The organism is Phenylobacterium sp. FG114 (assembly GCF_057809855.1).
Window position 1 is genome coordinate 115182 of sequence record NZ_JBMDKU010000013.1, and the last position, 24009, is coordinate 139190.

The 24009-nt window shown below is 70.0% G+C and carries 18 protein-coding genes; 9 read left to right on the forward strand and 9 right to left on the reverse strand.

All coding sequences use genetic code 11. The features are described 5' to 3' along the window. Nucleotides 1–57: 57 nt before the first annotated feature. Nucleotides 58–1272: an NADP-dependent isocitrate dehydrogenase gene (locus ACODSY_RS20235; protein WP_488953690.1), complete on the forward strand. Its 1215-nt coding sequence runs from the start codon at nt 58–60 to the stop codon at nt 1270–1272. A gap of 62 nt (nt 1273–1334) precedes the next feature. On the opposite strand, the gene ACODSY_RS20240 is transcribed toward ACODSY_RS20235, so the two are convergent. Then, a complete protein-coding gene (locus ACODSY_RS20240) occupies nt 1335–1595 on the reverse strand; it encodes a hypothetical protein (RefSeq protein WP_488953691.1) in 261 nt (86 codons plus the stop codon). A 122-nt stretch (nt 1596–1717) separates the two neighbouring features. Here ACODSY_RS20240 and ACODSY_RS20245 point away from each other — a divergent pair, with 122 nt between their 5' ends. Next, complete coding sequence (locus ACODSY_RS20245; RefSeq protein WP_488953692.1) at nt 1718–2098, forward strand: VOC family protein; 381 nt, start codon at nt 1718–1720, stop codon at nt 2096–2098. 61 nt (nt 2099–2159) lie between these two features. On the opposite strand, the gene ACODSY_RS20250 is transcribed toward ACODSY_RS20245, so the two are convergent. From ACODSY_RS20250 to ACODSY_RS20265, 4 genes are all read right to left on the reverse strand, one after another. After that, nucleotides 2160–2858 (reverse strand): PEPxxWA-CTERM sorting domain-containing protein, encoded by a 699-nt coding sequence (locus ACODSY_RS20250; protein WP_488953693.1) that lies wholly within the window; start codon nt 2856–2858, stop codon nt 2160–2162. A gap of 196 nt (nt 2859–3054) precedes the next feature. Then, nucleotides 3055–5703 carry an alanine--tRNA ligase gene (gene alaS, locus ACODSY_RS20255; RefSeq protein ID WP_488953694.1) on the reverse strand — a complete coding sequence of 883 codons (2649 nt, stop codon included), beginning with the start codon at nt 5701–5703 and terminating at the stop codon, nt 3055–3057. Nucleotides 5704–5930: 227 nt separating this feature from the next. Then, entirely contained in the window at nt 5931–7013 is a 1083-nt protein-coding gene (gene recA / locus ACODSY_RS20260; RefSeq protein WP_488953695.1) for a recombinase RecA, read from the reverse strand. 154 nt (nt 7014–7167) lie between these two features. Then, nucleotides 7168–8112 carry a LysR family transcriptional regulator gene (locus ACODSY_RS20265; RefSeq protein ID WP_488953696.1) on the reverse strand — a complete coding sequence of 315 codons (945 nt, stop codon included), beginning with the start codon at nt 8110–8112 and terminating at the stop codon, nt 7168–7170. Nucleotides 8113–8259: 147 nt separating this feature from the next. Here ACODSY_RS20265 and ACODSY_RS20270 point away from each other — a divergent pair, with 147 nt between their 5' ends. The 3 genes from ACODSY_RS20270 to ACODSY_RS20280 are packed head-to-tail and all read left to right on the forward strand — an operon-like array spanning nt 8260 to nt 12331. Beyond that, nucleotides 8260–9324, forward strand: a complete 1065-nt coding sequence (locus ACODSY_RS20270) for an HlyD family secretion protein (protein ID WP_488953697.1) — start codon at nt 8260–8262, stop codon at nt 9322–9324. A gap of 12 nt (nt 9325–9336) precedes the next feature. After that, nucleotides 9337–10872, forward strand: a complete 1536-nt coding sequence (locus ACODSY_RS20275; RefSeq protein ID WP_488953698.1) for a DHA2 family efflux MFS transporter permease subunit — start codon at nt 9337–9339, stop codon at nt 10870–10872. After that, complete coding sequence (locus tag ACODSY_RS20280) at nt 10856–12331, forward strand: efflux transporter outer membrane subunit (RefSeq protein WP_488953699.1); 1476 nt, start codon at nt 10856–10858, stop codon at nt 12329–12331. Before ACODSY_RS20275 ends, ACODSY_RS20280 begins: the two co-directional genes overlap by 17 nt. Here the strand turns inward: ACODSY_RS20280 and ACODSY_RS20285 are convergent. Continuing rightward, nucleotides 12301–12774 (reverse strand): universal stress protein, encoded by a 474-nt coding sequence (locus tag ACODSY_RS20285; RefSeq protein ID WP_488953700.1) that lies wholly within the window; start codon nt 12772–12774, stop codon nt 12301–12303. The two genes, ACODSY_RS20280 and ACODSY_RS20285, sit on opposite strands and share 31 nt — an antisense overlap. Before the next feature lie 189 nt (nt 12775–12963). Here ACODSY_RS20285 and fdhD point away from each other — a divergent pair, with 189 nt between their 5' ends. The 3 genes from fdhD to ACODSY_RS20300 are packed head-to-tail and all read left to right on the forward strand — an operon-like array spanning nt 12964 to nt 17178. Next, a complete protein-coding gene (gene fdhD, locus ACODSY_RS20290) occupies nt 12964–13779 on the forward strand; it encodes a formate dehydrogenase accessory sulfurtransferase FdhD (protein WP_488953701.1) in 816 nt (271 codons plus the stop codon). A 7-nt stretch (nt 13780–13786) separates the two neighbouring features. Beyond that, a complete protein-coding gene (locus ACODSY_RS20295; protein WP_488953702.1) occupies nt 13787–16072 on the forward strand; it encodes an FdhF/YdeP family oxidoreductase in 2286 nt (761 codons plus the stop codon). 23 nt (nt 16073–16095) lie between these two features. Further along, the gene (locus ACODSY_RS20300) at nt 16096–17178 is read left to right on the forward strand and encodes a S1C family serine protease (protein ID WP_488953703.1); all 1083 of its coding nucleotides are present in this window, start codon (nt 16096–16098) and stop codon (nt 17176–17178) included. On the opposite strand, the gene ACODSY_RS20305 is transcribed toward ACODSY_RS20300, so the two are convergent. From ACODSY_RS20305 to ACODSY_RS20315, 3 genes are all read right to left on the reverse strand, one after another. Beyond that, nucleotides 17175–18587 (reverse strand): efflux transporter outer membrane subunit, encoded by a 1413-nt coding sequence (locus tag ACODSY_RS20305; RefSeq protein WP_488953704.1) that lies wholly within the window; start codon nt 18585–18587, stop codon nt 17175–17177. The genes ACODSY_RS20300 and ACODSY_RS20305 overlap by 4 nt on opposite strands. Before the next feature lie 10 nt (nt 18588–18597). Further along, nucleotides 18598–21771 (reverse strand): efflux RND transporter permease subunit, encoded by a 3174-nt coding sequence (locus ACODSY_RS20310; protein WP_488953705.1) that lies wholly within the window; start codon nt 21769–21771, stop codon nt 18598–18600. A 189-nt stretch (nt 21772–21960) separates the two neighbouring features. Further along, nucleotides 21961–23151, reverse strand: coding sequence for an efflux RND transporter periplasmic adaptor subunit (locus ACODSY_RS20315; protein ID WP_488953706.1), 1191 nt, complete (start codon nt 23149–23151; stop codon nt 21961–21963). Between the two features lie 163 nt (nt 23152–23314). Here ACODSY_RS20315 and ACODSY_RS20320 point away from each other — a divergent pair, with 163 nt between their 5' ends. Next, nucleotides 23315–23914, forward strand: coding sequence for a TetR/AcrR family transcriptional regulator (locus ACODSY_RS20320; RefSeq protein WP_488953707.1), 600 nt, complete (start codon nt 23315–23317; stop codon nt 23912–23914). The last annotated feature ends 95 nt before the right edge of the window (nt 23915–24009 follow it).

A 24009-nucleotide genomic window follows, 5' to 3' on the forward strand; every position in this document is an offset into this window, starting at 1 on the left:
GCCTCTGCGGCGGCTATACGGCCCCAAACGAATTTACGCCCGGAGCGCCCGCCCCTCATGGCCAAGATCAAAGTCGCCAACCCCGTCGTCGACATCGATGGGGACGAGATGACCCGCATCATCTGGCAGTGGATCAAGGACAAGCTGATCTTCCCCTTCCTCGATCTGGAGATCGACTACTACGACCTGGGGATGGAGAACCGCGACGCCACCGATGACCAGGTGACGATCGACGCGGCTATGGCGATCAAGAAGCACGGCGTCGGGATCAAGTGCGCCACCATCACGCCGGACGAAGCCCGGGTGAAGGAATTCAACCTCAAGAAGATGTGGAAGTCGCCGAACGGCACGATCCGCAACATCCTGGACGGCGTCGTCTTCCGCGAGCCGATCATCTGCAAGAACGTGCCGCGCCTGATCCCCGGCTGGACCAAGCCGATCATCATCGGCCGCCACGCCTTCGGCGACCAGTATCGCGCCACGGACTTCAAGGTGCCCGGCCCGGGCAAGCTGACGGTCAAGTTCGAAGGCGCCGACGGCCAGGTGATCGAGCACGACGTCTACGACTTCAAGGGCAGCGGCGTGGCCATGGCCATGTACAACGTGGATGACTCGATCCGCGATTTCGCCCGCGCGTCGTTCTCTTACGGCCTGAGCCGGAAGTATCCGGTCTACCTCTCGACCAAGAACACGATCCTCAAGGCCTACGACGGCCGCTTCAAGGATCTGTTCCAGGAGATCTTCGACACCGAGTTCGCCGACCAGTTCAAGGCGGCGGGCCTGACCTACGAGCACCGCCTGATCGACGACATGGTCGCCTCGGCCCTGAAGTGGAACGGCGACTTCATCTGGGCCTGCAAGAACTACGACGGCGACGTCCAGTCCGACCAGGTCGCCCAGGGCTTCGGTTCGCTGGGCCTGATGACCTCGGTGCTGATCACGCCCGACGGCAAGATCATGGAAGCCGAGGCCGCTCACGGCACGGTGACGCGCCACTTCCGCCAGCATCAGAAGGGCGAGAGCACCTCGACCAACTCGATCGCCTCGATCTTCGCCTGGACCCAGGGTCTGAAGCATCGCGCCAAGCTCGACGGCAACGCCGAGCTGGAACGCTTCGCCACCACCCTCGAGCGCGTCTGCGTCGAGACCGTCGAAAGCGGCTCGATGACCAAGGACCTGGCGCTGCTGGTCGGCGACACCCAGGGGTGGCTCACCACCGAGGGCTTCCTCGACAAGGTGGCCGCCAACCTCCAGAAGGCGCTCGCCGCCTAGGCCAGCCGGCCAAAGCTGCGACGAGAATCAGCGCCGCGGGGCCTCCCGCGGCGCTTTTCGTTTCAGCGGCCTTCGACCCAGACGTTCAGCGGCTGCTTCTCCTCGTGTCGAACGAGGACCACGTAGCCCACGATGAACGTGACGATGGCGGCGACGGTGCTGCCGAGGAAACCCGCCGGCGTGGCGAACCACAGCGTGAACCAGAAGATCGAGTTGCCGATCACCAGCATCGACCACCGAACCAGGATGCTGAAGGCGTGATAGGTGCGTTCGTGTTCGACGACGGCCGGCGTCTGAGCGCCGAACTGACTGCGGTCTTCCATGTCGGATCCTCCGAGGAAACCTGTTGTCGACCCAAAGGGAACGCCTGAGCGGGCGAGATGTCAATGTTCTTGCTTTGTTCGCCTGCGAGGATAGGGTGGCCAGGCTGTCAGGAGGATCCGGCATGACCATCGGCTACATCACCATCGGCGCTCACGACGTGGAGGCCGCACTCCCCTTCTTCGACAAGGTGTTCGGCGCGTTCGGGTACGAACGCGGCGATCCCGAGGCCGGCTGGGCGTTCTATGGCCCGAAGGGCGGCGCGCCCTGCGTCGGAATCTGCAGGCCGCACGACGGCCAGCCACCGCAGGCGGGCAACGGGATCATGATCGCCTTCAAGGCCGCGAGTCAGGACGAGGTTCGGGCGGCTCACGCCGCAGCCCTCGCGGCGGGCGGCGCCGACGAAGGCGCGCCGGGCTACCGGCCGCCGGAAGGAACCAGCTTTTACGGCGCCTACTTCCGCGATCCCGTGGGCAACAAATACTGCGTCTACGCCACGAGTTAGGACGCAAACGAAAACGGCCGGGGTTTCCCCCGGCCGTTCGCGTTCTTGGTGTCGGTCGAGCCTAGGCGGCGGCGACCGCGCGGCGGCGACGCAGGGTCGCGCCGGCCAGGCCGAAGCCGCCGATCATCAGCGCCCACGAGGTGGGCTCCGGCACCGCGGCGAAGGTCGGATCGGCATCCCAGTCGAACTTGGCCGTGACGCCCAGGGCCTCGCCCTGCGGCTGGCAGTTCTTGCCCTTCCAGTTGCAGTTCTGGTCGGTCGACCAGAAGCCGCCCTCGTTGAAGCGCCCGCCGCTGACCGTCAGGGTCATCAGGCCGGGGGTCTGCACGCCCGGGGTCGTGTTGCCCCACTCGAGCTGCGCGACACCGCCGTTGTTCCAGACCAGTTGGCCGCCCTGGAAGAAGCCGGCCAGTTCCGCGTAACCGTTGGTGTTGCCGATCACGTCGATCGGGCCCGTGTTGTCGGTCGGGCTCGTGAAGTCGAAGCGGAGCGTGACCTGCGTGTTGTTAAGGTCGTCGGGGTTGACCGAAGCCTCGTTCGTCCAGATCTGGAACAGATCTTCGTACTGCGGATCGGTGACCGCCAGATCCTTGCTGAAGAGCCCGCCGGTCGTGTCGGTGAAGATCTTCAGGTGACCCGGATCGGAGTTGTCCCCGATGGTCAGCGTCCAGTTGCCCGCGAAGACCGTCGCGTTGGCCGCCGAGGCCGAGAGCGCCAGAACTGCCGTGGCCGCAGCCGCCGCGATGAATTTCATTGCCATGGGATAACTCCCCCCCGAAAGGCCAAATGCGATTAACAGGCTGTAAACTGGCACAACCTGGAGGATCCGCATCCCCTTTCACCTCTCCGGGGAATATCAATGTTAATCGGAACTTAATACGCGAGCCGCCGTAGCTGAGGCGTCGCATAGCCGACATTCGGGCGACCCGTCCCGCCCGCCGAATCCGAGGCGCGGATCAGCCCGCCAGGATGGCCTTGACGGCTGCCAGCCCCTCGCTTGCCTTCGTCGCATCCGGCGCCCCGCCCTGGGCGAAGTCGGGCCGACCGCCCGCGCCCTGGCCGCCCATGGCGAGAACCGCGGCCTTCGCGAGATCGGCCGCGTTGAACCTGCCCTGCGCCGCGCCGGTGACCGCCACCGTCGCCGCCGCCTTGCCGTCGGCCGTGCCGATCAGGACGATGACGCCGTCGGGCAGCTGCTTCTTGAACTCCTCGGCGATGGGCCGCAGGTCCTTGCCGCCCACGCCGTCCATGATGCGGGCGAGGACCTGGACGCCGCCGATCTCCTCGGGACCGGCCGCCGCGCCACCGCCGCCCCCGCCCATGGCGAGCTGGCGCTTGGCCTCGGCCAGTTCCTTCTCGAGCTTGCGGCTCTGCGTCTGCAGCGCCTCGATCCTGGCGGTGACCTCCGCCACGGGCACCTTGAACTGCTCGGCCAGGCCCTTGGCCACCGAGGCCTGCTCCAGCAGCCAGCGTCGGGCCGCCTCCCCGGTCAGGGCCTCGATCCGGCGCACGCCCGCGGCCACGCCCTGTTCGGACACCACCTTGAACAGCGCGATATCGCCCGTGCGCGCCACGTGGGTGCCGCCGCAGAGCTCGACGGAATAGGCGCCCTCTCCGCCCAGGGCATGGCCCAGGGTCAGCACGCGCACCGTGTCGCCGTACTTCTCGCCGAACAGCGCCATGGCGCCGGCTTCGATGGCTTCCTGCGGCCGCATGTTCTTCGTCTCGGCGGCCAGGTTCTGGCGCACGACGGCGTTCACCTCGGCCTCGATCCGATCGATTTCGTCCGGGGTCAGCGGCTGGCCATGGCTGAAGTCGAAGCGGATGCGTTCGCCATCGACCATCTGGCCCTTCTGGGTCACATGCGGCCCGAGCACGTTGCGGAGCGCGGCGTGCAGCAGGTGGGTCGCCGAGTGGTTCGAGCGCGTGGCGGCGCGGCGCTCGGGATCGACCGCGAGGCGCACGCGGGCGCCGGGCGCGAGGGCGCCCTCGAGGATCTCCAGGTCGTGGACGTAGAGGTCGCCGGCCTGCTTCTGGACGTCGGTGACGCGCGCGCGACCGCCGTCCCACTCGACCTCGCCCTGGTCGCCCGCCTGACCGCCGCTTTCGGCGTAGAAGGGCGTCCGGTCAAACAGCGCCTGCAGTTTGGCGCCGGCCTGGGCCGTGTCGACCTCCTGGCCGCCCTCGACCAGCGCCAGCAGCTCGGCCGTCGCCTCGGTGTCGTCGTAGCCGGAGAAGACCGTCGGCCCCAGGCGGTCGCGGATCGCGAACCATTCGGCGGCCGCAGCCACCTGTCCCGAGCCCGTCCAGGCCTCGCGCGCCATCTCGCGCTGCCGCTTCATGGCCGCGTCGAACTCGTCGAGGTTCACGGTCAGGCCCTTGGCGCGAACCGCGTCCTGCGTCAGGTCGAGCGGGAAGCCATAGGTATCGTAGAGGCGGAAGGCGGTCTCGCCCGAGAGCACGGCGCCCTCGGCCAGGCCGGCCGTGGCTTCGTCGAGCAGCGTCATGCCGCGGCCCAGGGTGCGGCGGAACCGCTCCTCCTCCTGGCGCAGCGTCTCGACAATGGCGGGCTCGGCCCGGCGCAGTTCGGGATAGGCCTCGCCCATCTCCTTCACCAGGGTCGGCGCCAGGCGGTGCATCAACGGCTCTTCCGCGCCCAGCAGGTGGGCGTGGCGCATGGCGCGACGCATGATCCGCCGCAGGACATAGCCCCGGCCCTCATTCGACGGCAGCACGCCGTCGGCGATCAGGAAGCTGGACGAGCGCAGGTGGTCGGCGATCACCCGGTGCGACGGCTGGGCGTCGCCCTCGGCCTTCACGCCGGTCGCGGATTCACTGGCCGCGATCAGGGTGCGGAACAGGTCGACGTCATAGTTGTCGTGCACGCCTTGCAGCACGGCCGCGACCCGCTCGAGCCCCATGCCCGTGTCGATCGAGGGCTTGGGAAGCGGATTGCGCGCGCCGTCGGCGAACTGCTCGAACTGCATGAAGACCAGGTTCCAGATCTCCACGAACCGGTCGCCGTCCTCATCCGGGCTGCCAGGGGGGCCGCCGAAGATGTGGTCGCCGTGATCGTAGAAGATCTCGGAGCAGGGTCCGCAGGGCCCCGTGTCGCCCATGGACCAGAAGTTGTCGTTGGTCGCGATGCGGATGATCTTGTGGTCGGACAGTCCCGCGATCTTCTTCCACAGGCCGTGGGCCTCGTCGTCGGTGTGGTAGACCGTGACGGTGAGCTTCTCCGCCGGGATGCCGAACTCCTTGGTCAGCAGGTCCCAGGCGTGGGTGATCGCGCGTTCCTTGAAGTAGTCGCCGAACGAGAAATTGCCCAGCATCTCGAAGAACGTGTGGTGGCGCGCGGTGTAGCCGACGTTGTCGAGGTCGTTGTGCTTGCCGCCAGCGCGGACGCACTTCTGCGAGCTGGCGGCTCGGGGCCACGGCGAGGCCTCAGCCCCCGTGAAGTAGTTCTTGAACGGCACCATCCCGGCGTTGACGAACAGGAGCGTCGGATCATTCTGCGGCACCAGCGGAGCCGACGGAACGGCGGCGTGCTCGTTCCGCTGGAAGAAGTCCAGGAAGTGGGTCCGGATCTCGTTCAGGCTCGGCATCGGATCAATTCATCACGCAGTTGGACAGGTTCCCCACCCCCCAGGTGGGAACCGTCGACCCTTTACGAAACCTCGGCCCGGCTTCCAAACGGAAAGGACGCCCGGGGGGCGGCCCCGGGCGTCCAGCCTCTAAAGGATCGCCGGCGGCCACGCTGTGGGTGGCTCGTCGGGACGGACCCGGTTCTGGCGGAGAAGGTCCGCCCCGGGCGTGAGCCGCTCAGGCGCCCCTAGAGGGAGCCGTCCTCCTCGTCGCCCTCGCCTTCGGCGGGACCCACCAGGAGCTGTTCCTCGACCGCGTCCTTGGCGCCGCGGACCTGCTTCTCGATCTGACCGGCGATGTCCGGGTTCTGCTTCAGGAATTCACGGACATTGTCGCGGCCCTGGCCAATGCGCTGGCTGTTCCAGGAGAACCAGGAGCCCGACTTGTCGATCACCCCCGCCTTCACGCCCAGGTCGATGATCTCGCCCAGCTTGGAGATGCCCTCGCCGTACATGATGTCGAACTCGACCTCGCGGAACGGCGGGGCCACCTTGTTCTTCACCACCTTCACGCGAACGTTGTTGCCGACGATCTCGTCGCGCTGCTTCACCGAGCCGGTGCGGCGGATGTCGAGACGCACCGAAGCGTAGAACTTCAGCGCATTGCCGCCCGTGGTCGTCTCGGGCGAGCCGTACATCACGCCGATCTTCATGCGGATCTGGTTGATGAAGATCACCAGGGTCTTGGCCTTGGAGATCGAGGCGGTCAGCTTGCGCAGCGCCTGGCTCATCAGGCGGGCCTGGAGGCCGGGCAGGCTGTCGCCCATCTCGCCCTCGATCTCGGCGCGCGGCGTCAGGGCGGCCACCGAGTCGATCACGATCACGTCCACCGCATTCGAGCGCACCAGGGTGTCGGTGATCTCCAGCGCCTGCTCGCCCGTGTCAGGCTGGGCGACCAGAAGGTCGTCCAGGTTCACGCCCAGCTTGTGGGCGTAGCCGGGATCGAGCGCATGCTCGGCGTCAACGAAGGCCGCGGTTCCGCCCGCCTTCTGAACCTCGGCGACCACGTGCAGGGCGAGCGTCGTCTTGCCCGACGATTCCGGCCCGTAGACCTCCACGATCCGCCCCTTGGGCAGACCGCCGATGCCCAGCGCCAGGTCGAGGCCGAGCGAGCCGGTCGAGTAGGACTCGATCTCGACCTTGCCCTTTTCGCCGAGGCGCATGACCGAGCCCTTGCCAAAGGCCCGGTCGATCTGTGTCAGCGCCGCTTCCAGAGCGCGCTGCTTTTCACCGTCTTCTTTTCCCACGAGCCTCAACGCCGATTGCGACATGAACGAGCCCTTCTATCCCACGATTCCGCCAGAGGACGGGTCCAACCACCGGACTCATCCGATGACTTAGGCGTACCGCTTTCGTTCCGGGTTCGCAATACGTTCTTTTTCGATGCGCGTCCGCATTTGACGTAGATCCACCGGCCGCGCCGCCTCAGAGTTCGCCGGCCACCTCCAGCATGAGGTTGCGGAACCAGGCGACGTGGGGTTCCTGCAGACGATCCCGGCGGAACAGCACGCCGATCTGCACGGGCGGCGACTCGTAGGGCGGCGGGATCAGCTTGAGCAGGCCCGCCGCCGCCCAGGCCGCGGCCAGGCGGCGGGGGACCAGCGCCGCCATTTCGGAGCGGCTGGCGACGGCGAGCGCGGTCGAGGTGTCGGGCACCGTGACGGCGACGCGGCGGTCCAGGCCCGCCTCGGCCAGCGCCCGCCCGAAGGCGCCCTCGTCTTCCCAGCTGGCGCGGGAAACCAGGCCCCGCGCGGCCGCCTCCTCCACCGCCGCCTGCCGCGCGATGGCGATGTGGGCGGTGGCGGCGAGGTCGGCCAGGGTCACGCGCTTCAGTTGGGCCAGCGGCGCGCGAGGGCTCACCGCCCAGGCCAGGTCCTCGACCACCAGCGGATCGAAGCCGAAGCGGTCCGGGGCGGAGATGACGCCGGCCACCGCGAAGTCGGCGCTGCGGGTGTCGAGGAGGTCGAGCAGCCCGCCGGCATAGCCGGTGACCACGAGTTCGGCGCGGGGCGCGAGCTCGGCCAACCGGCCCACCAGCAGCGGAGCCAGCACCGCTGCGCCATAAGCCCCGGCGACGAGGTTGAACCGTCGCTGGCTCACCGCGGGATCGAACCCCGTCGGCGTCAGCGCGGCCTGAAGCTGGGCCAGCGGGCCATGCACGGCCTCCGCCAGCTCGAGGGCGCGCGGCGTCGGGCGCATGCCGGATGGACCCCGGATGAACAGCTCGTCGTTGAGCATGTGCCGAAGCCGGTTCAGCGCGTGGCTGACGGCGGACTGCGACAGGTTCAGCCGCAGGCCGGCGCGTGTGACACTGCGTTCCTCGAGCAGGGCGTCGAAGATGCGCAGCAGGTTCAGATCAGGGGCCGACATGCATTTGATTCATATTGTGCGTGACAACATACCATTTTGCTCATTGCCAGGCGCTCACTATCTGAGCCGCAGACGACGGGAGCCCCCACGGCCGCGGGCCGCGCGCTTCCCGCCCAATCTGGACATCGACACCTAGGGGCCCGGGACGTGAGCGACCCAACGGCGAACGCCGCGCATGATTTGAAACCCGCCAGGCCGTCGGGCCTGCGCCGCTGGCGCTGGCCGCTGATCCTGGGCGGCCCGGCCATCATCCTGGCGATCGTGGCCTATTTCGTCCTGACAGGCGGGCGCACCGAGTCCACCGACAACGCCTATGTGCAGATCGCCAAGACCGCGGTGGCGCCGTCCATCGCCGGGCGGGTGGTCGAGATCTACGTCCACGAGAACCAGGCGGTGAAGAAGGGCCAGGTGCTCTTCCGCCTCGACCCGCGCGACGTCCAGGCGAACCTGTCGGCGGCCCAGGCCGAGGTGGCGGTGGCCGAGCTGAACGTCAGCCAGCAGCGCGCCGCCTATCAGCGCGAGAGCGCCAATGTGGCCGCCGCACAGGAGAGCGTGAGCTACACCGCCCGCGAGGCCCAGCGGCAGCGCGAGCTGGCCGCGGCCGGCGTCGCCTCTCGCCAGCAGGTGGACCAGGCCGTTCACGCCGCCAGCCAGGCGCGGGACCAGCTCAAGGCCGCCAGGGAACAGCAGGCCGTGGCCCTGGCCGCCCTGGGCGGCGACCCGAACATCGGCGCCCGCGCGCCGGCCGTGCAGCAGGCCCGCGCCCAGCTGGAGCGCGCCCGGCTGGACGTGTCCTACACCACCGTGGTCGCTCCGGCGGACGGCGTCGTGGCGCGGGTGGACCAGATGCCGGTCGGCGTCCGGCTCAACGCCTCGCAGACGGCGTTCTGGCTCTTGTCGGGCCAGCCGTGGGTCGAGGCGAACTTCAAGGAAGACCAGCTCGCGCACATGAGGGTTGGCCAGCCGGTGGAGATCGAGGTCGACGCTTATCCCGACGCCAAGCTGAAGGGCCACGTGGCCAGCTTCGCCCCCGGTGCGGGCTCGGCCTTCTCGGCCCTGCCCGCCCAGAACGCCACGGGCAACTGGGTGAAGGTGACCCAGCGCCTGCCGGTGCGCATCACCTTCGACAAGCCCCCGCCCGAGATGGCCGCCCGCGCCGGCCTGTCCGCCAATGTGACCGTCGACGTCCGCGCCGCCGGCCAGGCGCGGTAGGGCCGTCCGGCCGTGAGCGAGAACCCCCAGCACGACGCGGCCAACCGCTGGCCGATCACCATCGCCATCATGCTGGCGACGGTGATGAACTCGCTCGACACGACGATCGCCAACGTGGCCCTGCCGCATATCCAGGGCAGCGTCTCGGCGGGGCCGGAACAGATCGGCTGGGTGCTGACCTCCTACATCGTCTCGGCGGCGATCATGACGCCGCTGACCGGCTGGCTGGCCACTCGGTTCGGCCGCAAGACCCTGTTCCTGATCTCCATCGCCGGCTTCGTCGTGGCCTCGATGCTGTGCGGCATCGCCACGAGCCTCCCCGAGCTGGTGCTGTTCCGACTGCTGCAGGGCGTGTTCGGCGCCTCGCTGATCCCGCTGAGCCAGGCGGTGCTGCTCGACATCAACCCGCCCGAGAAGCACGGCCAGGCCATGGCCATCTGGGGGGCCGGCGCGATCCTCGGGCCGATCCTGGGCCCGGCGCTGGGCGGCTACCTGACGGAGAACTTCTCCTGGCGGTGGTGCTTTTACATCAACCTGCCGATCGGGATCCTGGCCTTCCTGGGCGTGTTCCTCTTCATCTCGAAGGACCGGCTGGAGGCCGCGCGGCGGTTCGACTTCCTGGGCTTCGCGATGCTGACCCTCTTCGTCGGCGCCTTCCAGCTGGTGCTGGACCGGGGCCCGGGCGAGGATTGGTTCTCGTCGCCGGAGATCTGGACCGAGACGGTCCTGGCGATCATCGGCCTGTGGGTGTTCATCGCCCACACCGTCACGGCCGAGCATCCCTTCTTCGACCGCCGACTGCTGGCCGACCGCAACTTCGTCACCGCCAGCGTCTTCGGCTTCTTCATCGGCATCCTGCTGTTCTCGACCATGGCGCTGCTGCCGCCGATGATGCAGGTGCTGCTGGGCTATCCGGTGCTGCTGTCGGGCCTGGTCAGCATGCCGCGCGGCATCGGCTCGTTCGTGGCGATGTTCGCCGTGGGCCAGCTCGTCGGCCGGGTGGACACCCGCCTGATCCTGTTCACCGGCCTGACCATCAGCTGCGTCGCGCTGTGGCAGATGATGCACTTCGACCTGTCGATGTCTCCGACGCCGTTCATCGTGTCCGGGGTCATCCAGGGCCTGGGCATCGGGCTCCTGTTCGTGCCGCTGTCCACCCTCGCCTTCGCCACCGTCCCGGCCGAGCTGCGGGCCGAGGGGTCGGCGGTCTACACCCTGATCCGGAACCTGGGCTCCAGTGTCGGCATCTCGATCATGCAGGCGCTGGTGGTCTCCAACACCCAGACCATGCACGCCTCGCTCGCCGGCAAGGTCATCCCGACCGATCCTGTGGTCCGCGACGGCCTGCCGCCCATGTTCAACCCCGCGACCGAGGCCGGCCTGACCGCCCTCAACGCCGAGATCACCCGCCAGGCGACGATGGTCGCCTATATCGACGACTTCAAACTCATGTTCGTCATCACCATCGCCTGCATGCCGATGCTGCTCCTGATGCGGAAGCCGCGGCGCGCGGGCGGCGGAGCCCCCTCCCATGCCGCTGTCGAATAGACTCCGCCCGCTTCTCGTCGCCGCCGCCTCGGCGCTGACCCTCGCTGCCTGCACCACGGTCGGCCCCGACTTCAAGACGCCCGAGGGGCCGAAGGACGCCGCCGCCCAGGGTTACGCCATGGCTGGCGACGCCGCTGCGCCCGGCGTGCGGCTCGATCCCGAAGCGCGTGTGGCGGGCCCGTGGTGGCAGGCGTTCGGCTCGCCGGAACTGGACCAGACCATCCGGCTCGCCCTCAGCGACAGCCCGTCGGTCGCCGAGGCCAAGGCGACCCTCGAGCGCTACCAGGCCGAGACCCGCGCCGCGCGCGGCGCGCAGCTGCCGCAGGTGGACGGCACGGCCAGCGCCCAGCGCGAGCGGATCAACACCCAGGCCTTCGGCTTCACAGGCTTCCCCAGCCCGACGATCAGCCTCTATTCGGTGGGTGCGACCGTCAGCTACGACCTGGACCTGTTCGGCGGCGCGCGGCGGCGCACGGAGCAGGCGCAGGCCCGCGCCGAGCAGGCGGCCCGCGACGCCGACGCCGCCTACCTCAGCCTCTCGGGCAACGTCGCCCTGCAGGCCATGAAGGTCGCCGGGCTGCGCGCTCAGCTCGCGGCGGTGCAGGCGGTGATCGACAGCGATCGGCAGACGGTCGAGATGGTGCGCAAGGCGCATGCGGCCGGCGGCGAGGCGCGATCGGCCACCACCGGCGCCCAGGCTCAGCTCGCCGAGGACGAGGCCTTGCTGCCGCCCCTGCAGCGACAACTCGACCAGGCGCGCCACCAGTTGGCCCTGCTGGCCGGCAAGTCGCCCGCCGCGTGGGCGCCGCCCGACTTCGACCTGGCCGCCCTCACCGCGCCGGCCGAGATCCCGGTGGCCCTGCCCTCGACCCTTATCCGCCGCCGACCCGACATCCTGGCGGCGGAGGCCGAGCTGCACGCGGCGACCGCCGCCGTCGGGGTCGCGGCGGCGGCGCAGTATCCGGACATCAAGCTCTCGGCCAACCTGACCCAGAGCGCGATCAAGCCCGGCAACCTGTTCAACTACAGCTCCAGCGGCTGGAACCTGCTGTCCGGGGTAACGGCGCCGATCTTCAGCGGCGGGACCTTGAAGGCCGAGCGCCAGGCGGCCGAGGCCGAGGCGCGGGCGTCGCTGGCCCGCTACGAGCAGACCGTCCTGCGTGCGTTCGTCCAGGTGTCGGATGCGCTGGCCGCCCTGGCCACGGACCAGCAGGCCATCGACGCCCTGACCCGCTCGGGGGCCGCCGCGGAGTCCAACGTCAAGGATGCCGAGAATGCCTACCGCCTGGGCGGTGGGGCGATGATCCAGGTCGTGGACGCGCGTCGCCAGCTCAGCCGCGCCCGTCGCGCGCTCGCCGAGGCTCAGGGACAACGGTTCTCCGACATGGTCGAGCTCTACGCCGCCACGGCGGCCGACTGGCGCACGGCTCAGCCGGCCGTGGCTTCCAGCTCGCCGTAGAATTCCGCGTCCGAGATGCTGCCGCGCGCGATCAGCAGGCTGCATTTCAGGTGATCCGACAGATAGGCGCCCGTCTGGCCGGACCACCAACGCTCGAGCAGGCCCTTCTTCCGATGGCCGACGACGACCAGGTCGGCCCGCACGGCGCGCGCATAGTCGGCGATCTCCGGCGCGGGCTCTCCGGTGACCACCTTGCCTTCGGGCTCGAAGCCCAGGGCGGTCAGGCGCTCCATCGCCTCGTCGAACAGGCTGGAATAGGTGTCCTGCGAACGGGCCACGGCGCCGGCGTAGGCCGCTTCCCCAATCCGCACGCCGGGGCTTTCGGCCACCACACACAGCAGGAAGACCTTCGCCCCGAACCGCCGCGCCGCCAGGGCGCCTTCGCGGAGCGCCGTGCGGCCCTCCCGCGATCCGTCGTAGGCCAGCAGGATGCGCTGATACACGGGACGTTCCTCCTCCCAGCGCGCCACGCGCGGGCCGGGCCTCGATGCTGGCGCCGAATGGGATGGAGCGGAAGCGTTCCGCCTCGATCGCCGCCCCGCGCCCTTCACACCTTCGTCTCATGCCTGCCGCGTTTCGGATGTGCGATGATCCCGTGTGAGGTCGGATTCCCCCGGCCGGAGGAGCGCGGGATGGCGTCGATCGAAGACCTCCAGAGCCATTCACGGGGCGGCCTTCAATGGCGGGCCGACGGCGCCCAGCGGATCCAGCGCGAAACACCGAGCGAAGCCGCCATCGGCCTGTCCTTCGACGGCCGGCCGCACACGGTGCTGATGGCCACGCCGACCGACCTCGAGGATCTGGCGGTGGGCTTCTCCATCACCGAGGGCATCGCGAGCCCCGCCGAGATCATCGACGTCGACATCGAGGCGTCGGAGCAAGGCTGGCTGGTGAACGTGAGCCTGCTTCCCGGCCGCCGCCGCGTCGCCCGGCCGCGCACGTTGGAAGGCCGATCCAGTTGCGGGCTCTGCGGCGTCCAGCGGCTGGCGGACGCCGTGCGGCCCCTGCCGCGCGTCACCTCAGCCGCCGCCTTCAATCACGTCACGATCCAGCGGGCCGTCCAGGCGCTGGAGGACGTTCAGCCGCTGGGCCGCCGCACGCGGGCGACCCATGCGGCGGCCTTCGCCGACGCCCGCGGCGTGCTGGAACTCGTGCGCGAGGACGTGGGGCGGCACAATGCGCTGGACAAGCTGGCCGGGTCCCTGGTCCGCCAGAGCCTGGACGCGAGCGAGGGCTTCGTCGTCGTCACCAGCCGCTGCTCGTTCGAGATGGTCGAGAAGACCGCGCGGCTCGGGGCGCCGATGATCGTGGCGGTCTCCGCGCCGACCGACCTGGCGATCCGCAAGGCCGAGGAAGCGGGCGTCACCCTGGTGGCCCTGGCCCGCGCCGATGGCCACACCGTCTTCAGCCACGCGCAGCGCCTGGGCTGCGCGCTACAGCCCGCGTGAGGCGCGCATGAGCAAGGCGAAGATCCCGGGCGTGCGGCCTTACAGGGCGCCGGCGGGCGGCTGGGGCGCCCTGAAGGCCGTGGGCCAGGCGCTCGCCGACCAGCACACCGTCGTCGAGGGCGGCGCCAGCCTGATGCACGCCAACCAGCCGGACGGCTTCGACTGTCCCGGTTGCGCCTGGCCGGACCCCAAGCACACCTCGTCGTTCGAATTCTGCGAGAACGGAGCCAAGGCCGTGGCCTGGGAAGCCACCTCCAAGCGCGCAACGCCGGACCTGTTCGCGACGACGACCGTCGGCGAACTGTGGGCCTGGAGCGATCATGCCCTGGAGGACACCGGGCGGCTGACCCATCCCCTCGCCTACGACGCGGCGAGCGACCGCTACCTGCCGGTGAGCTGGGACGAGGCCTTCGCGCGCATCGGCTCGGCGCTGAACGCCCTGGGTGATCCGAACCGCGCCGAGTTCTACGCCTCCGGACGAGCCTCCAACGAGGCGGCGTTCCTGTACCAGCTGCTGGGCCGCAAGTTCGGGACCAACAACTTCCCCGACTGCTCGAACATGTGCCACGAGCCGACCAGCGTGGGCCTCCCGGACTCCATCGGCGTCGGCAAGGGCTCGGTGACCCTGGAGGACTTCGACCACGCCGACCTGATCCTGAGCTTCGGACACAACCCCGGCACCAACCATCCGCGCATGATGGCGACGCTGCGGGACGTCTCCCGCCGCGGCGCGCCGATCCTGGTGTTCAACCCGCTGAAGGAGCGCGCGCTGGAGCGCTTCGCCTCGCCGCAGGATCCGGTGGAGATGGCGACGCTCAGCGCCACGCCCATCGCGTCTCGCTACTACCAACTCCGGGTCGGCGGCGACGCGGCCCTCGTGCAGGGGATGATGAAGGCCCTGGTCGCCTGGGACCGCGCCGGCGAACCCGTCCTCGACCACGCCTTCATCGCCGAGCACACGCGCGGCTTCGAGGCGCTGGCGGCGCATCTGGCGGCGCTGAGCTGGGACGAGATCGAGGCCGGCTGCGGCCTGCCGCGCGCCCAGATCGAGGAGGCCGCGCGGATCTACGCCGGCGCCAAGGCGACGATCCTCTGCTACGGCATGGGCCTGACCCAGCACCGAGACTCGTCCTCGACGGTGCAGCAGCTGGTCAACCTGCTGCTCCTGAAGGGCAACATCGGGCGGGCCGGCGCCGGCGTCTGTCCGCTGCGGGGCCACTCCAACGTGCAGGGCGACCGCACGGTGGGGATCTGGGAGAAGCCGTCCGAGGCGTTTCTGTCCGCGATGGACCGGGTGTTCGGCTTCCACGCGCCGCGCGCCCACGGCCATACGGTGGTCGAGGCGATCGCGGCGATGGAGCGCGGCGAGGCCAAGGCGTTCGTCGGCCTGGGCGGCAACTTCGCGGTGGCGGCGCCCGACCCGGTGCGCACCTTCGAGGCCATGCTGATGCTGGACCTGACCGTCCACGTCGCCACCAAGCTCAACCGCACTCACCTGTTGCCGGGCCGCGAGAGCTTCCTGCTGCCCTGCCTGGGCCGCACCGAGATCGACCAGCAGGCGGGCGGGCGACAGTCGGTGACGGTCGAGGACTCTATGTCGATGGTCCATGCTTCGCGCGGCCTGAATCTGCCGGCGGGGCCGGAGCTGAGGTCCGAGGTCGCCATCGTCGCCGGGATCGCCCGCGCCACGTTCGGTCCGGACGATCCGGTGGACTGGGAGGGACTGACCGCCGACTACGACCGCATCCGCGACCTGATCGAGGCCGTGCAGCCCGAGCTGTTCGCCGACTACAACGCCAGGATCCGCGTCCCTGGCGGGTTCCGCCTGCCGGTCGCGCCCTCAGAGCGGGTCTGGAAGACCGCCAGCGGCAAGGCGAACTTCCTGGTCCACCACGCCGAGACGGGCGACCTCCGGCGCGGGGACCCGGACGTCCTGGTGCTGACCACGCTGCGCAGCCACGACCAGTACAACACGACGATCTATGGCGAGAACGACCGCTATCGCGGGGTGTTCGGCCGGCGAGACGTGGTGTTCGTCCACCCCGACGACCTGGCGGCGCGCGGGCTGGCCGAGGGCGATCGCATCGACCTCGCAGCCGCCTTCGACGCCAGCGGCCAGCGCGTGGCGCGCGGCTTCACGGCCGTGGCGCGCGACCTGCCGCGCGGCTGCGTCGCGGCCTACTATCCCGAGGCCAATGTGCTGGTGACGCTGGAGGACCACGACAGGCGCAGCGGCACCCCGGCCTACAAGTCGGCGCCCGTCCGCCTCACGGCGGCGCGCCGGGAACCCTGACCCTGCGGAGCGCTTCTCCCCGAATGCACAAGCTTGCCCTCACCGCCTGCGCCGCCCTGGCGGCGCTATCCGCGTGCTCGCCCCGCCCAGCGGAAAAGGCGGCCCCCGCGGCCGGCCCGATCCAGCCGCCATCCATCGCCACGCCCGCGGGCGGCGCGCCGGACTCCTTCGCGCCGATCGTGAAGCGGGTCTCGCCCGCCGTGGTGTCGATCGACACCCTCAGCGTCGCCGAGGCACAGAACCCGTTCGGCCAACTGCTGCCCCCCGGCCTCACCGGACCGGTGCCGGTGCGGCGGGGCGCGGGCTCGGGCTTTCTGATCAGCCCCGACGGCTATGTCGTGACCAACAACCACGTGGTCGAAGGCGCGAGCGAGGTGGTGGTCAGCCTGGCCGACGGCCGCCAGCTGCCGGCCCGGGTCGTGGGTCGTGACCCGCCCACCGACCTGGCGGTGGTCAAGGTGGACGCCGCCAACCTGCCCTACGTGGCCTTCGCTCGCGACGCCCTGCCCGAGGTGGGCGACTGGGTGGTGGCGGTAGGCAACCCGTTCGGCCTGGGCGGCACCGCGACGGCTGGCATCGTCTCCGCGCGCGGCCGCGAGATCGGCGACACCTACGTCGGCTACCTGCAGATCGACGCGCCGATCAACAGCGGCAATTCGGGCGGGCCGTCGTTCGACCTGCAGGGCCGGGTGGTGGGCGTCAACTCCGCGATCTTCTCGCCCAGCGGCGGTTCGGTGGGCATCGGCTTCGCGATCCCGTCTGACCTTGCCGAGCGGGTGACGCAGCAGCTGATCAAGAATGGCGAGGTGACTCGCGGCTACGTGGGCGTCGGCGTCGGCGACCTCACGCCGGCCCTGGCCTCGCGGCTCGGCGCGCGGGGCCGCCGGGGCGCGGTCGTGGGCGAGGTCGACCCGGGCGGGCCCGCGGCCGGCCGCCTGCGCGTGGGCGACATCGTCACCGCCGTGAACGGCACGGCCGTCACCGGCGCGGGCAGCGTGCTTCGCGCGGTGGGCGATGCGCCCCCGGGCACGCAGGTGAGCCTGGACGTGCTGCGCGAGGGCCGGGTCGAGACGGTGACGATCCGGACGGCGCGGCGGCCGCGCTAGCGGGCCGCCACCTCCGTGGCGGCGGGCGCTTCCCAGCCGCCGCCGAGCGCCTTGTACAACGCGACCACCTGGGTGTTCAGGGCCGTCTGGGCGGCGCTCTCGGCGTCCTCGGCCTCCAGAAGCGTGCGCTCGGCGTCCAGCAGGGTCAGGAAGTCCGTCGCGCCCTCTCGGTAGCGCACGCGAGCCAGTTCGGCGGCGCGGCGCGAGGCGGCCGACCGCTGGGCCAGGCTGGCGACGCGCTGCTGGGTCTGGGCGTATGCGACGAGGGCGTTCTCCACGTCCTCCAGCGCCAGCAGCACGGTCTGTTCGTAGGTCGCCAGCGCCGCGTCGCTGCGCGCCTCCTGCACGCGCAGGCGCGCCTTCGCCCCGCCGAAGTCCAGGGCCGGCCAGCTCACCGTCGGGGCGACGCTCCACATCCGGCTGGCGTCGCCGCCCAGGGACGAGAGATCGCCCGAGAGAAAGCCGACGAAGCCGGTGATGGTCACGCGTGGGAACAGGTCGGCGGTGGCGACGCCCACCCGCGCCGTCTGGGCGGCGAGGCGCCGCTCGGCGGCGGCCACGTCCGGCCGGCGGCGCAGCAGGGCCGAGGCGTCCCCGATCGGCAGGGCCCTGGCCAGCACGCGGCGCGGCCGCTCCGGCGCGAGCTGAGCGTCCAGCGCCCCAGGGCGTTCGCCGACCAGCACCGCCAACCGGTGCGCCGCCTGGGTGGCCTGAATGGTGAAGGTGGGGACACTGGCCTCGGTGGCGGCCAACGCGGACTGGGCCGAGGCCACGCCGACGGCGTCGCCGAGGCCGACGTCGAAGCGGGACTTGGTCAGCCGCACCGTGTCGCGCTGGGTCTCCAGGTTGCGGCGGGCCACCGAGAGTCGGTCGCGGGCGCCAAGGTATTCGAAGTAGGTGCGCGCGGTCTCGGCGGCGATCAGCACCTGGGCGTCGCGCAGGTCGGCCTCGGCGGCGCCGACGTCGGCGCGGGCGGCCTCCACCTGACGACGCACGCGGCCGAACAGGTCGAGCTCCCAGCCGGCGTCGAAGCCCGCCTGCCAGGTGCTGTCGGTGAGCGGCGCGGCGCCCGGCTGGGGCGTGCGGCCATCGATGTAGCCGCCCGAGGCCGTGACGCGCGGGAGCTGGTCCAGGCGCGTGTCGCGGAACAGGGCGCGGGCCGCGCGGACGCGGGCGACCGCCACCTTCAGGTCGAGGTTGCCCGCCAGAGCGCGGCGCTCCAGGTCGTCGAGGGTGGGGTCCTCGAAGGCCTTCCACCACTCGGCCTCGAAGGGCTGGGCGGCGAAGGCGGGCTGGCCGGCGGCGGCCGAGAGGGTCGCCGGCGGGGTCTTCGGGGCCTCGTAGCGCGGGCCCACGGCGCAGGCGGACAGCAGCAGAGCCGCCGCCAGCGAAGGGATGAGCTTGGTCATCGCAGGATTCCTACTCGGCCGCTTGGGGCAGTTCGGCGGGGACCAGCTTCGGTCCGCGCCGCCCGACCGTCTTGCGGATCAGGAGGTAGAAGACGGGGGTGAGCATCAGGCCGAACAGGGTGACGCCCAGCATGCCGGAGAATACCGCCACGCCCATGGCGCGCCGCATCTCCGAGCCCGCGCCGGTCGAGTAGACCAGCGGCGCCACGCCCATGATGAAGGCCAGCGAGGTCATCAGGATCGGGCGCAGGCGCAGGCGGCAGGCCTCCAGCACCGCATCCCAGGTCGGGACCCCGTGCGCTTCCCTTTCGCGAGCGAATTCAACGATCAGGATGGCGTTCTTGCAAGCCAGGCCCACCAGCACGATCAGCCCGATCTGGGTGAAGATGTTGTTGTCCCCGCCGACCAGCCGCACGCCGACCAGAGCGCAGAGCAGGCACATCGGCACGATCAGGATCACCACCAGCGGCAGGGTCCAGCTCTCGTACTGGGCGGCCAGCACCAGGAAGGCCAGCAGTACGCAGAGCGGGAAGATGTAGATGGCCGTGTTGCCCGCCAGGATCTGCTGGTAGGTCAGCTCGGTCCATTCGTAGCCCATGCCGTTGGGCAGGGTCTTCTGGACGATCCGCTCCATGGCCGCCTCGGCCTGGCCCGAACTGTAGCCGGGCGCGGGGCCGCCGTTGATCTCGGCCGACAGGAAGCCGTTGTAGTGCGGCACGCGGTCGGGGCCGGTGGTGTGGCGGAGCGTCACGAAGGCGCCCAGCGGGACCATCTCGCCGGTGGCGTTGCGGGTCTGCAGGCGCAGGACGTCCTCGGGCTCGAGGCGGAACTTCTGGTCGGCCTGGACGTCGACTTCATAAGTCCGTCCAAAACGGTTGAAATCGTTGACGTAGAGCGAGCCCAGATAGACCTGCATCGTCTCGAAGAGGTCGGTCAGGGACATGCCCTGGGCGCGGGCCTTCTCGCGGTCGATGTCGGCGTTCACCTGGGGCACGTTGATCTGGAAGCCGGAGAAGACGCCGGCGAGCGCCGGCTCCTTCTGGGCAGCCTCCACGACGGCCTGGGTCTGCTTGTAGAGCTCCTCGGCGCCAACGCCCGCGCGGTCCTCGATCTGGATCTTGAACCCGCCGATCTGGCCCAGGCCCATGACGGGCGGCGGGGCGAAGACGGCGACGTTGGCGTCCTGGATCGCGCCGAACTTCTTGTTGAGCTGTTCGGACAGCGCATTTCCCGACAGGGCCTTGCCCTTGCGCTCCTCGAACGGCTTGAGCGTCACGAAGACGATCCCGGCGTTGGGGGCGTTGGTGAAGCCGTTGATCGACAGGCCGGGGAAGGCCACGGCGCCTTCGACGCCGGGCGTCTTGAGGGCGATGTCGCTCATCTGGCGGATCACCGCCTCGGTGCGGTCCAGCGAGGCCGCGTCCGGAAGCTGGGCGGCGGCGACCAGATACTGCTTGTCCTGCGGCGGCACGAACCCCGAAGGCGTGGTGGCGAACATCACGCCGGTCAGCCCCACCAGCACGACATAGACCGCGACCGCCGCCTTCGAACGGCCCAGCAGCCGCCCTACCCCGCCGACGTAGCCGTGGCTGGCGCGGGCGAAGAAGCGGTTGAACGGCCCGAACAGCCAGCCCAGCGCCCGATCGATCAGCTTCTGGAAGCGATCCTTCGGCGCGCCGTGCGGCTGCAGCAGGACGGCGGCCAGGGCCGGCGACAGGGTCAGCGAGTTGAACGCCGAGATCAGGGTGCTGATCGCGATGGTCAGGGCGAACTGGCGGTAGAACTGGCCGGTCAGGCCGCTGATGAAGGCGGTCGGGATGAAGACGGCGCAGAGCACCAGGGCCGTGGAGATGATCGGGCCGGTGACCTCGGTCATCGCCTTGCGGGCGGCCTCGGCGGGGCGGAGGCCCAACTCGATGTTCCGCTCGACGTTCTCGACTACGACGATGGCGTCGTCGACGACCACCCCGATGGCCAGCACCATGCCGAACAGGGTCAGCGTGTTGAGACCGAAGCCCATCATGTGCATGACGGCGAAGGCGCCCACCAGCGACACCGGCACGGCGATCAGCGGGATGACCGAGGCGCGCCAGCTCTGCAGGAACAGCACCACCACCAGGACCACCAGCAGGATGGCCTCGGCCAGGGTGTGGGTGACCGCGTCGATCGACCCGCGCACGAAGACCGTGGGGTCGTAGGCGATGCGGTAGTCGACGCCCTCGGGGAAGTCCTTCTTGAGGGTCTCCATGGTCTTGCGGACCTCGGTGGAGATGTCGAGCGCGTTGGAGCCGGGGCGCTGGAAGATGGGCAGGGCGATGGCCGGCTTGTTGTTGAGCAGCGAGCGCAGGGCGTAGCTGTTCGAGCCCAGTTCCACCCGGGCCACGTCGCCCAGGCGGGTGATCTCGCCGTTGGCGCCCGTGCGGATGATGATGTTGCGGAAGTCGTCCTCGTCGGTCAGGCGGCCCTGGGCGTTGATCGCCACCTGGAAGTCGGCGGCGCCCGGCGCGGGCGGCGCGCCGAGCTGGCCGGCGGCGATCTGTACGTTCTGCTCGCGGATGGCGCGGATCACATCGCCGGCCGAGAGGCTGCGAGCGGCGACCTTCTCGGGGTCGAGCCAGACGCGCATGGCGTAGGGGCCGGAGCCGAACATCTGCACGTCGCCCACGCCTTCCAGCCGCGCGAGCTGGTCGCGCACCCGGAGCTGGGCGTAGTTCGACAGGTACAGCATGTCGTAGCGCTGGTCGGGCGAGATCAGGTGCACGACCATGGTCAGGTCGGGCGAGGCCTTGTTGGTGATCACGCCCGCCCGCTGCACCTCCTGGGGTAGCTTGGGCAGCACCTGGGCCACGCGGTTCTGCACCTGGACCTGGGCCTTATCCAGATCGACGCCCAGCGCGAAGGTGACCGTCAGCGTCATGACGCCGTCGGCGGTGGTCTGGGATGACTGGTAGAGCATCCCCTCCACGCCGTTGATCGCCTGTTCCAGCGGCGAGGCCACGGTGTCGGCGATGACGGCGGGGTTCGCCCCCGGATAGACGGTGCGCACCACCACGGTGGGCGGCACGACCTCGGGATATTCGCTGATCGGCAGGCGCGGCAGCGCCAGCAGGCCGACCACGAAGATGATGATCGAGAGCACCGCCGCGAAGCGCGGGCGGGCCACGAAGAACTGCGAGACGTTCATTGGACGGAGTCCGTCATTCGAGCCTCCCTTCCTCCTCGATGGAGGAAGGGTTGGGGATGGTGGTGTGCGCAGGGCGGCGACGTGGCGGCTCAGGTCGGCGCCGACCTATGGCCAACGCGGACTCGGCAGACCCACCACCACCCTGGCCCTCCTCCATCAAGGAGGAGGGAATGCGTTCCTTCGATCGGCCTAGTTGGCGCGGACCGCGGGTCGGTCGTTTTGGGCGACGCGGACCGGACGGCCCTCCACCTGCGCAAGCTCGGCCTCGGGCAGCTTGATGGTGGTGGCCGTCGGCTTGACCTTCTGGCCCGGCTTCACCCGCTGGCCGCCGCCGACGATGATCACCTCGCCGGCCTTCAGGCCGCTGCGGACGATACGCAGGTCGCCGACGCGGGGGCCGACTTCGACCGGCCGGTACTGGGCGACGTTGCCGGGGCCGATGGCCAGGACGAAGCGCTTGCCCAGGTCGGCGGCGATGGCGCGGTCCGGGACCAGCGCGGTCGGCTCGGCCGTCTCGCCCACCAGCTTGATGCGGGCGAAGAGGCCGGGCGTGAACTTGCCGTCGGCGTTCTGGAACAGGGCGCGGCCCTGGATGGTGCCGCTCTGGGCGTTGAGCTGGTTGTCCACGAAGACCAGCCGGCCCTCGTGCGGATAGCCCTCGTCGGTCATCAGCCCCAGATAGACCGGACCCGGCCGGCTGCGCGCCGATTCCGCGTACTTGAGATAGGTCTGCTCGTCGGCGTTGAAGGTAGCGTAGATCGGGGTGTCCGAGACCACCGTCGTCAGGACGTCGGCGCTGGTGACCAGGTTGCCGGGAGTGATGATCGCTCGCGACACCCGGCCGCTGATCGGGGCCGTGATGCGGGTGAACTCCAGGTTCAGGCGGGCCGACTGGAGGGCGGCGGCCGCGGCCTCGAGGGCGGCCTTCTGCGCCTTCTCCTCCGAGACCAGGCGGTCGTATTCGCTGCGCGACAAAGCCTCTTCCTGCACGAGGCGCTCGGCGCGCTGGCGGTTGGCGGCGGCCAGCTCCAGCTTGGCGCGGTTGGCGGAGACCTCGGCGGTCAGACGCGACACCTCGGCCTGGAAGGGCCTGGGGTCGATCTGGAACAACACCTGGCCCTCGCGGACCACGGCGCCCTCGGTGAAGCGGACGCTGTCGACATAGCCGCCGACACGCGGGCGCACCTGCACCGTGTCGACGGCCTCGAGGCGGCCGGTGAACTCGTCCCAGGGCCGCAGCGGGCGGGTGACGACCGCGGCGGTGGTCACCTCGGGCGGAGGCGGTTCGTTCGATTTGTCCTGAGCCTGGGCGCCGCAGCTCGCGACGAACAGGGAGAGGGCCAGAAGGGCGCCCGTACGCGCCAGGGTCCACACACGCATGACCTACTCCGGGAGTGATTTTCCGCCGCAGGGAGCCGGCGCTTGAAAACCGGACCGCCTAGGCGCACATTGAAAATGTGACGAGACCGTTCGGTATCATCTCGCTCAGATAGATACTGACCGGTCACTCGCACGTCAAGGAAAGGACCCGAAGAAAATGGGCATGGAGGCGGATCGCGCCCGGACGGCTGGGGAGGCCGCCGAGGTGCGCAAGTCGGCGCGGGATCGGATTTTCGACACCGCCCGGGAGCTGTTCTACGAGCGCGGCATCCGCGCCGTGGGCGTCGAGACCATCGCCGCCGAAGCCGGCGCGACCAAGATGACGCTCTACCGGAACTTCCCGTCGAAGGACGAGCTGGTGGCCGAGTGCCTGCGCGAGCAGTCGCGCGACGGCCTGGCCTGGTGGGACGAGGTGATCGCCCCCTACGAAGGCGACCCCCGCCGCCAGCTGGAGGCCCTGTTCACCGGCTTCGCCGACAAGACCTGCGAGGAAAGCCACGGCTGCGCGCTGTCGAATGCGGCGCTGGAGCTGCATGAGCCCGACCACCCTGCCCGCGTGGTCGCCGTCGCGCACAAGCGCGAGATGCACCGGCGGCTGAAGGAAATGTCGGCCGCGGCCGGCGCCAGGGACAATGGCCTGGCCGACGCCCTGATGATGCTGCTGGAAGGCGGCCACGTCGCGCGCGTCACCCTGGAGGAGTCCGGGCCGGTGCGAGCGATGGAGACCACCGCCAAGGCGCTGATTCGCGCGTTCCTGGACTGATCGACGCGCCAAGGCGGCGCTTCGCCTGGCGAGACACGCCGGTTCCCCCGGACCGGGCCCTGACGCGCGCCGGGCTCGGCGTCTCCGCGCGCCCC

Coding starts and splice junctions, on each gene's coding strand:
- ACODSY_RS20235 (WP_488953690.1), top strand. CDS start 58: ATGGCCAAGATCAAAGTCGCCAACCCCGTCGTCGACATCGATGGGGAC.
- ACODSY_RS20240 (WP_488953691.1), bottom strand. CDS start 1,595: ATGGAAGACCGCAGTCAGTTCGGCGCTCAGACGCCGGCCGTCGTCGAA.
- ACODSY_RS20245 (WP_488953692.1), top strand. CDS start 1,718: ATGACCATCGGCTACATCACCATCGGCGCTCACGACGTGGAGGCCGCA.
- ACODSY_RS20250 (WP_488953693.1), bottom strand. CDS start 2,858: ATGGCAATGAAATTCATCGCGGCGGCTGCGGCCACGGCAGTTCTGGCG.
- alaS (WP_488953694.1), bottom strand. CDS start 5,703: ATGCCGAGCCTGAACGAGATCCGGACCCACTTCCTGGACTTCTTCCAG.
- recA (WP_488953695.1), bottom strand. CDS start 7,013: ATGTCGCAATCGGCGTTGAGGCTCGTGGGAAAAGAAGACGGTGAAAAG.
- ACODSY_RS20265 (WP_488953696.1), bottom strand. CDS start 8,112: ATGTCGGCCCCTGATCTGAACCTGCTGCGCATCTTCGACGCCCTGCTC.
- ACODSY_RS20280 (WP_488953699.1), top strand. CDS start 10,856: ATGCCGCTGTCGAATAGACTCCGCCCGCTTCTCGTCGCCGCCGCCTCG.
- fdhD (WP_488953701.1), top strand. CDS start 12,964: ATGGCGTCGATCGAAGACCTCCAGAGCCATTCACGGGGCGGCCTTCAA.
- ACODSY_RS20295 (WP_488953702.1), top strand. CDS start 13,787: ATGAGCAAGGCGAAGATCCCGGGCGTGCGGCCTTACAGGGCGCCGGCG.
- ACODSY_RS20300 (WP_488953703.1), top strand. CDS start 16,096: ATGCACAAGCTTGCCCTCACCGCCTGCGCCGCCCTGGCGGCGCTATCC.
- ACODSY_RS20305 (WP_488953704.1), bottom strand. CDS start 18,587: ATGACCAAGCTCATCCCTTCGCTGGCGGCGGCTCTGCTGCTGTCCGCC.
- ACODSY_RS20310 (WP_488953705.1), bottom strand. CDS start 21,771: ATGAACGTCTCGCAGTTCTTCGTGGCCCGCCCGCGCTTCGCGGCGGTG.
- ACODSY_RS20315 (WP_488953706.1), bottom strand. CDS start 23,151: ATGCGTGTGTGGACCCTGGCGCGTACGGGCGCCCTTCTGGCCCTCTCC.
- ACODSY_RS20320 (WP_488953707.1), top strand. CDS start 23,315: ATGGAGGCGGATCGCGCCCGGACGGCTGGGGAGGCCGCCGAGGTGCGC.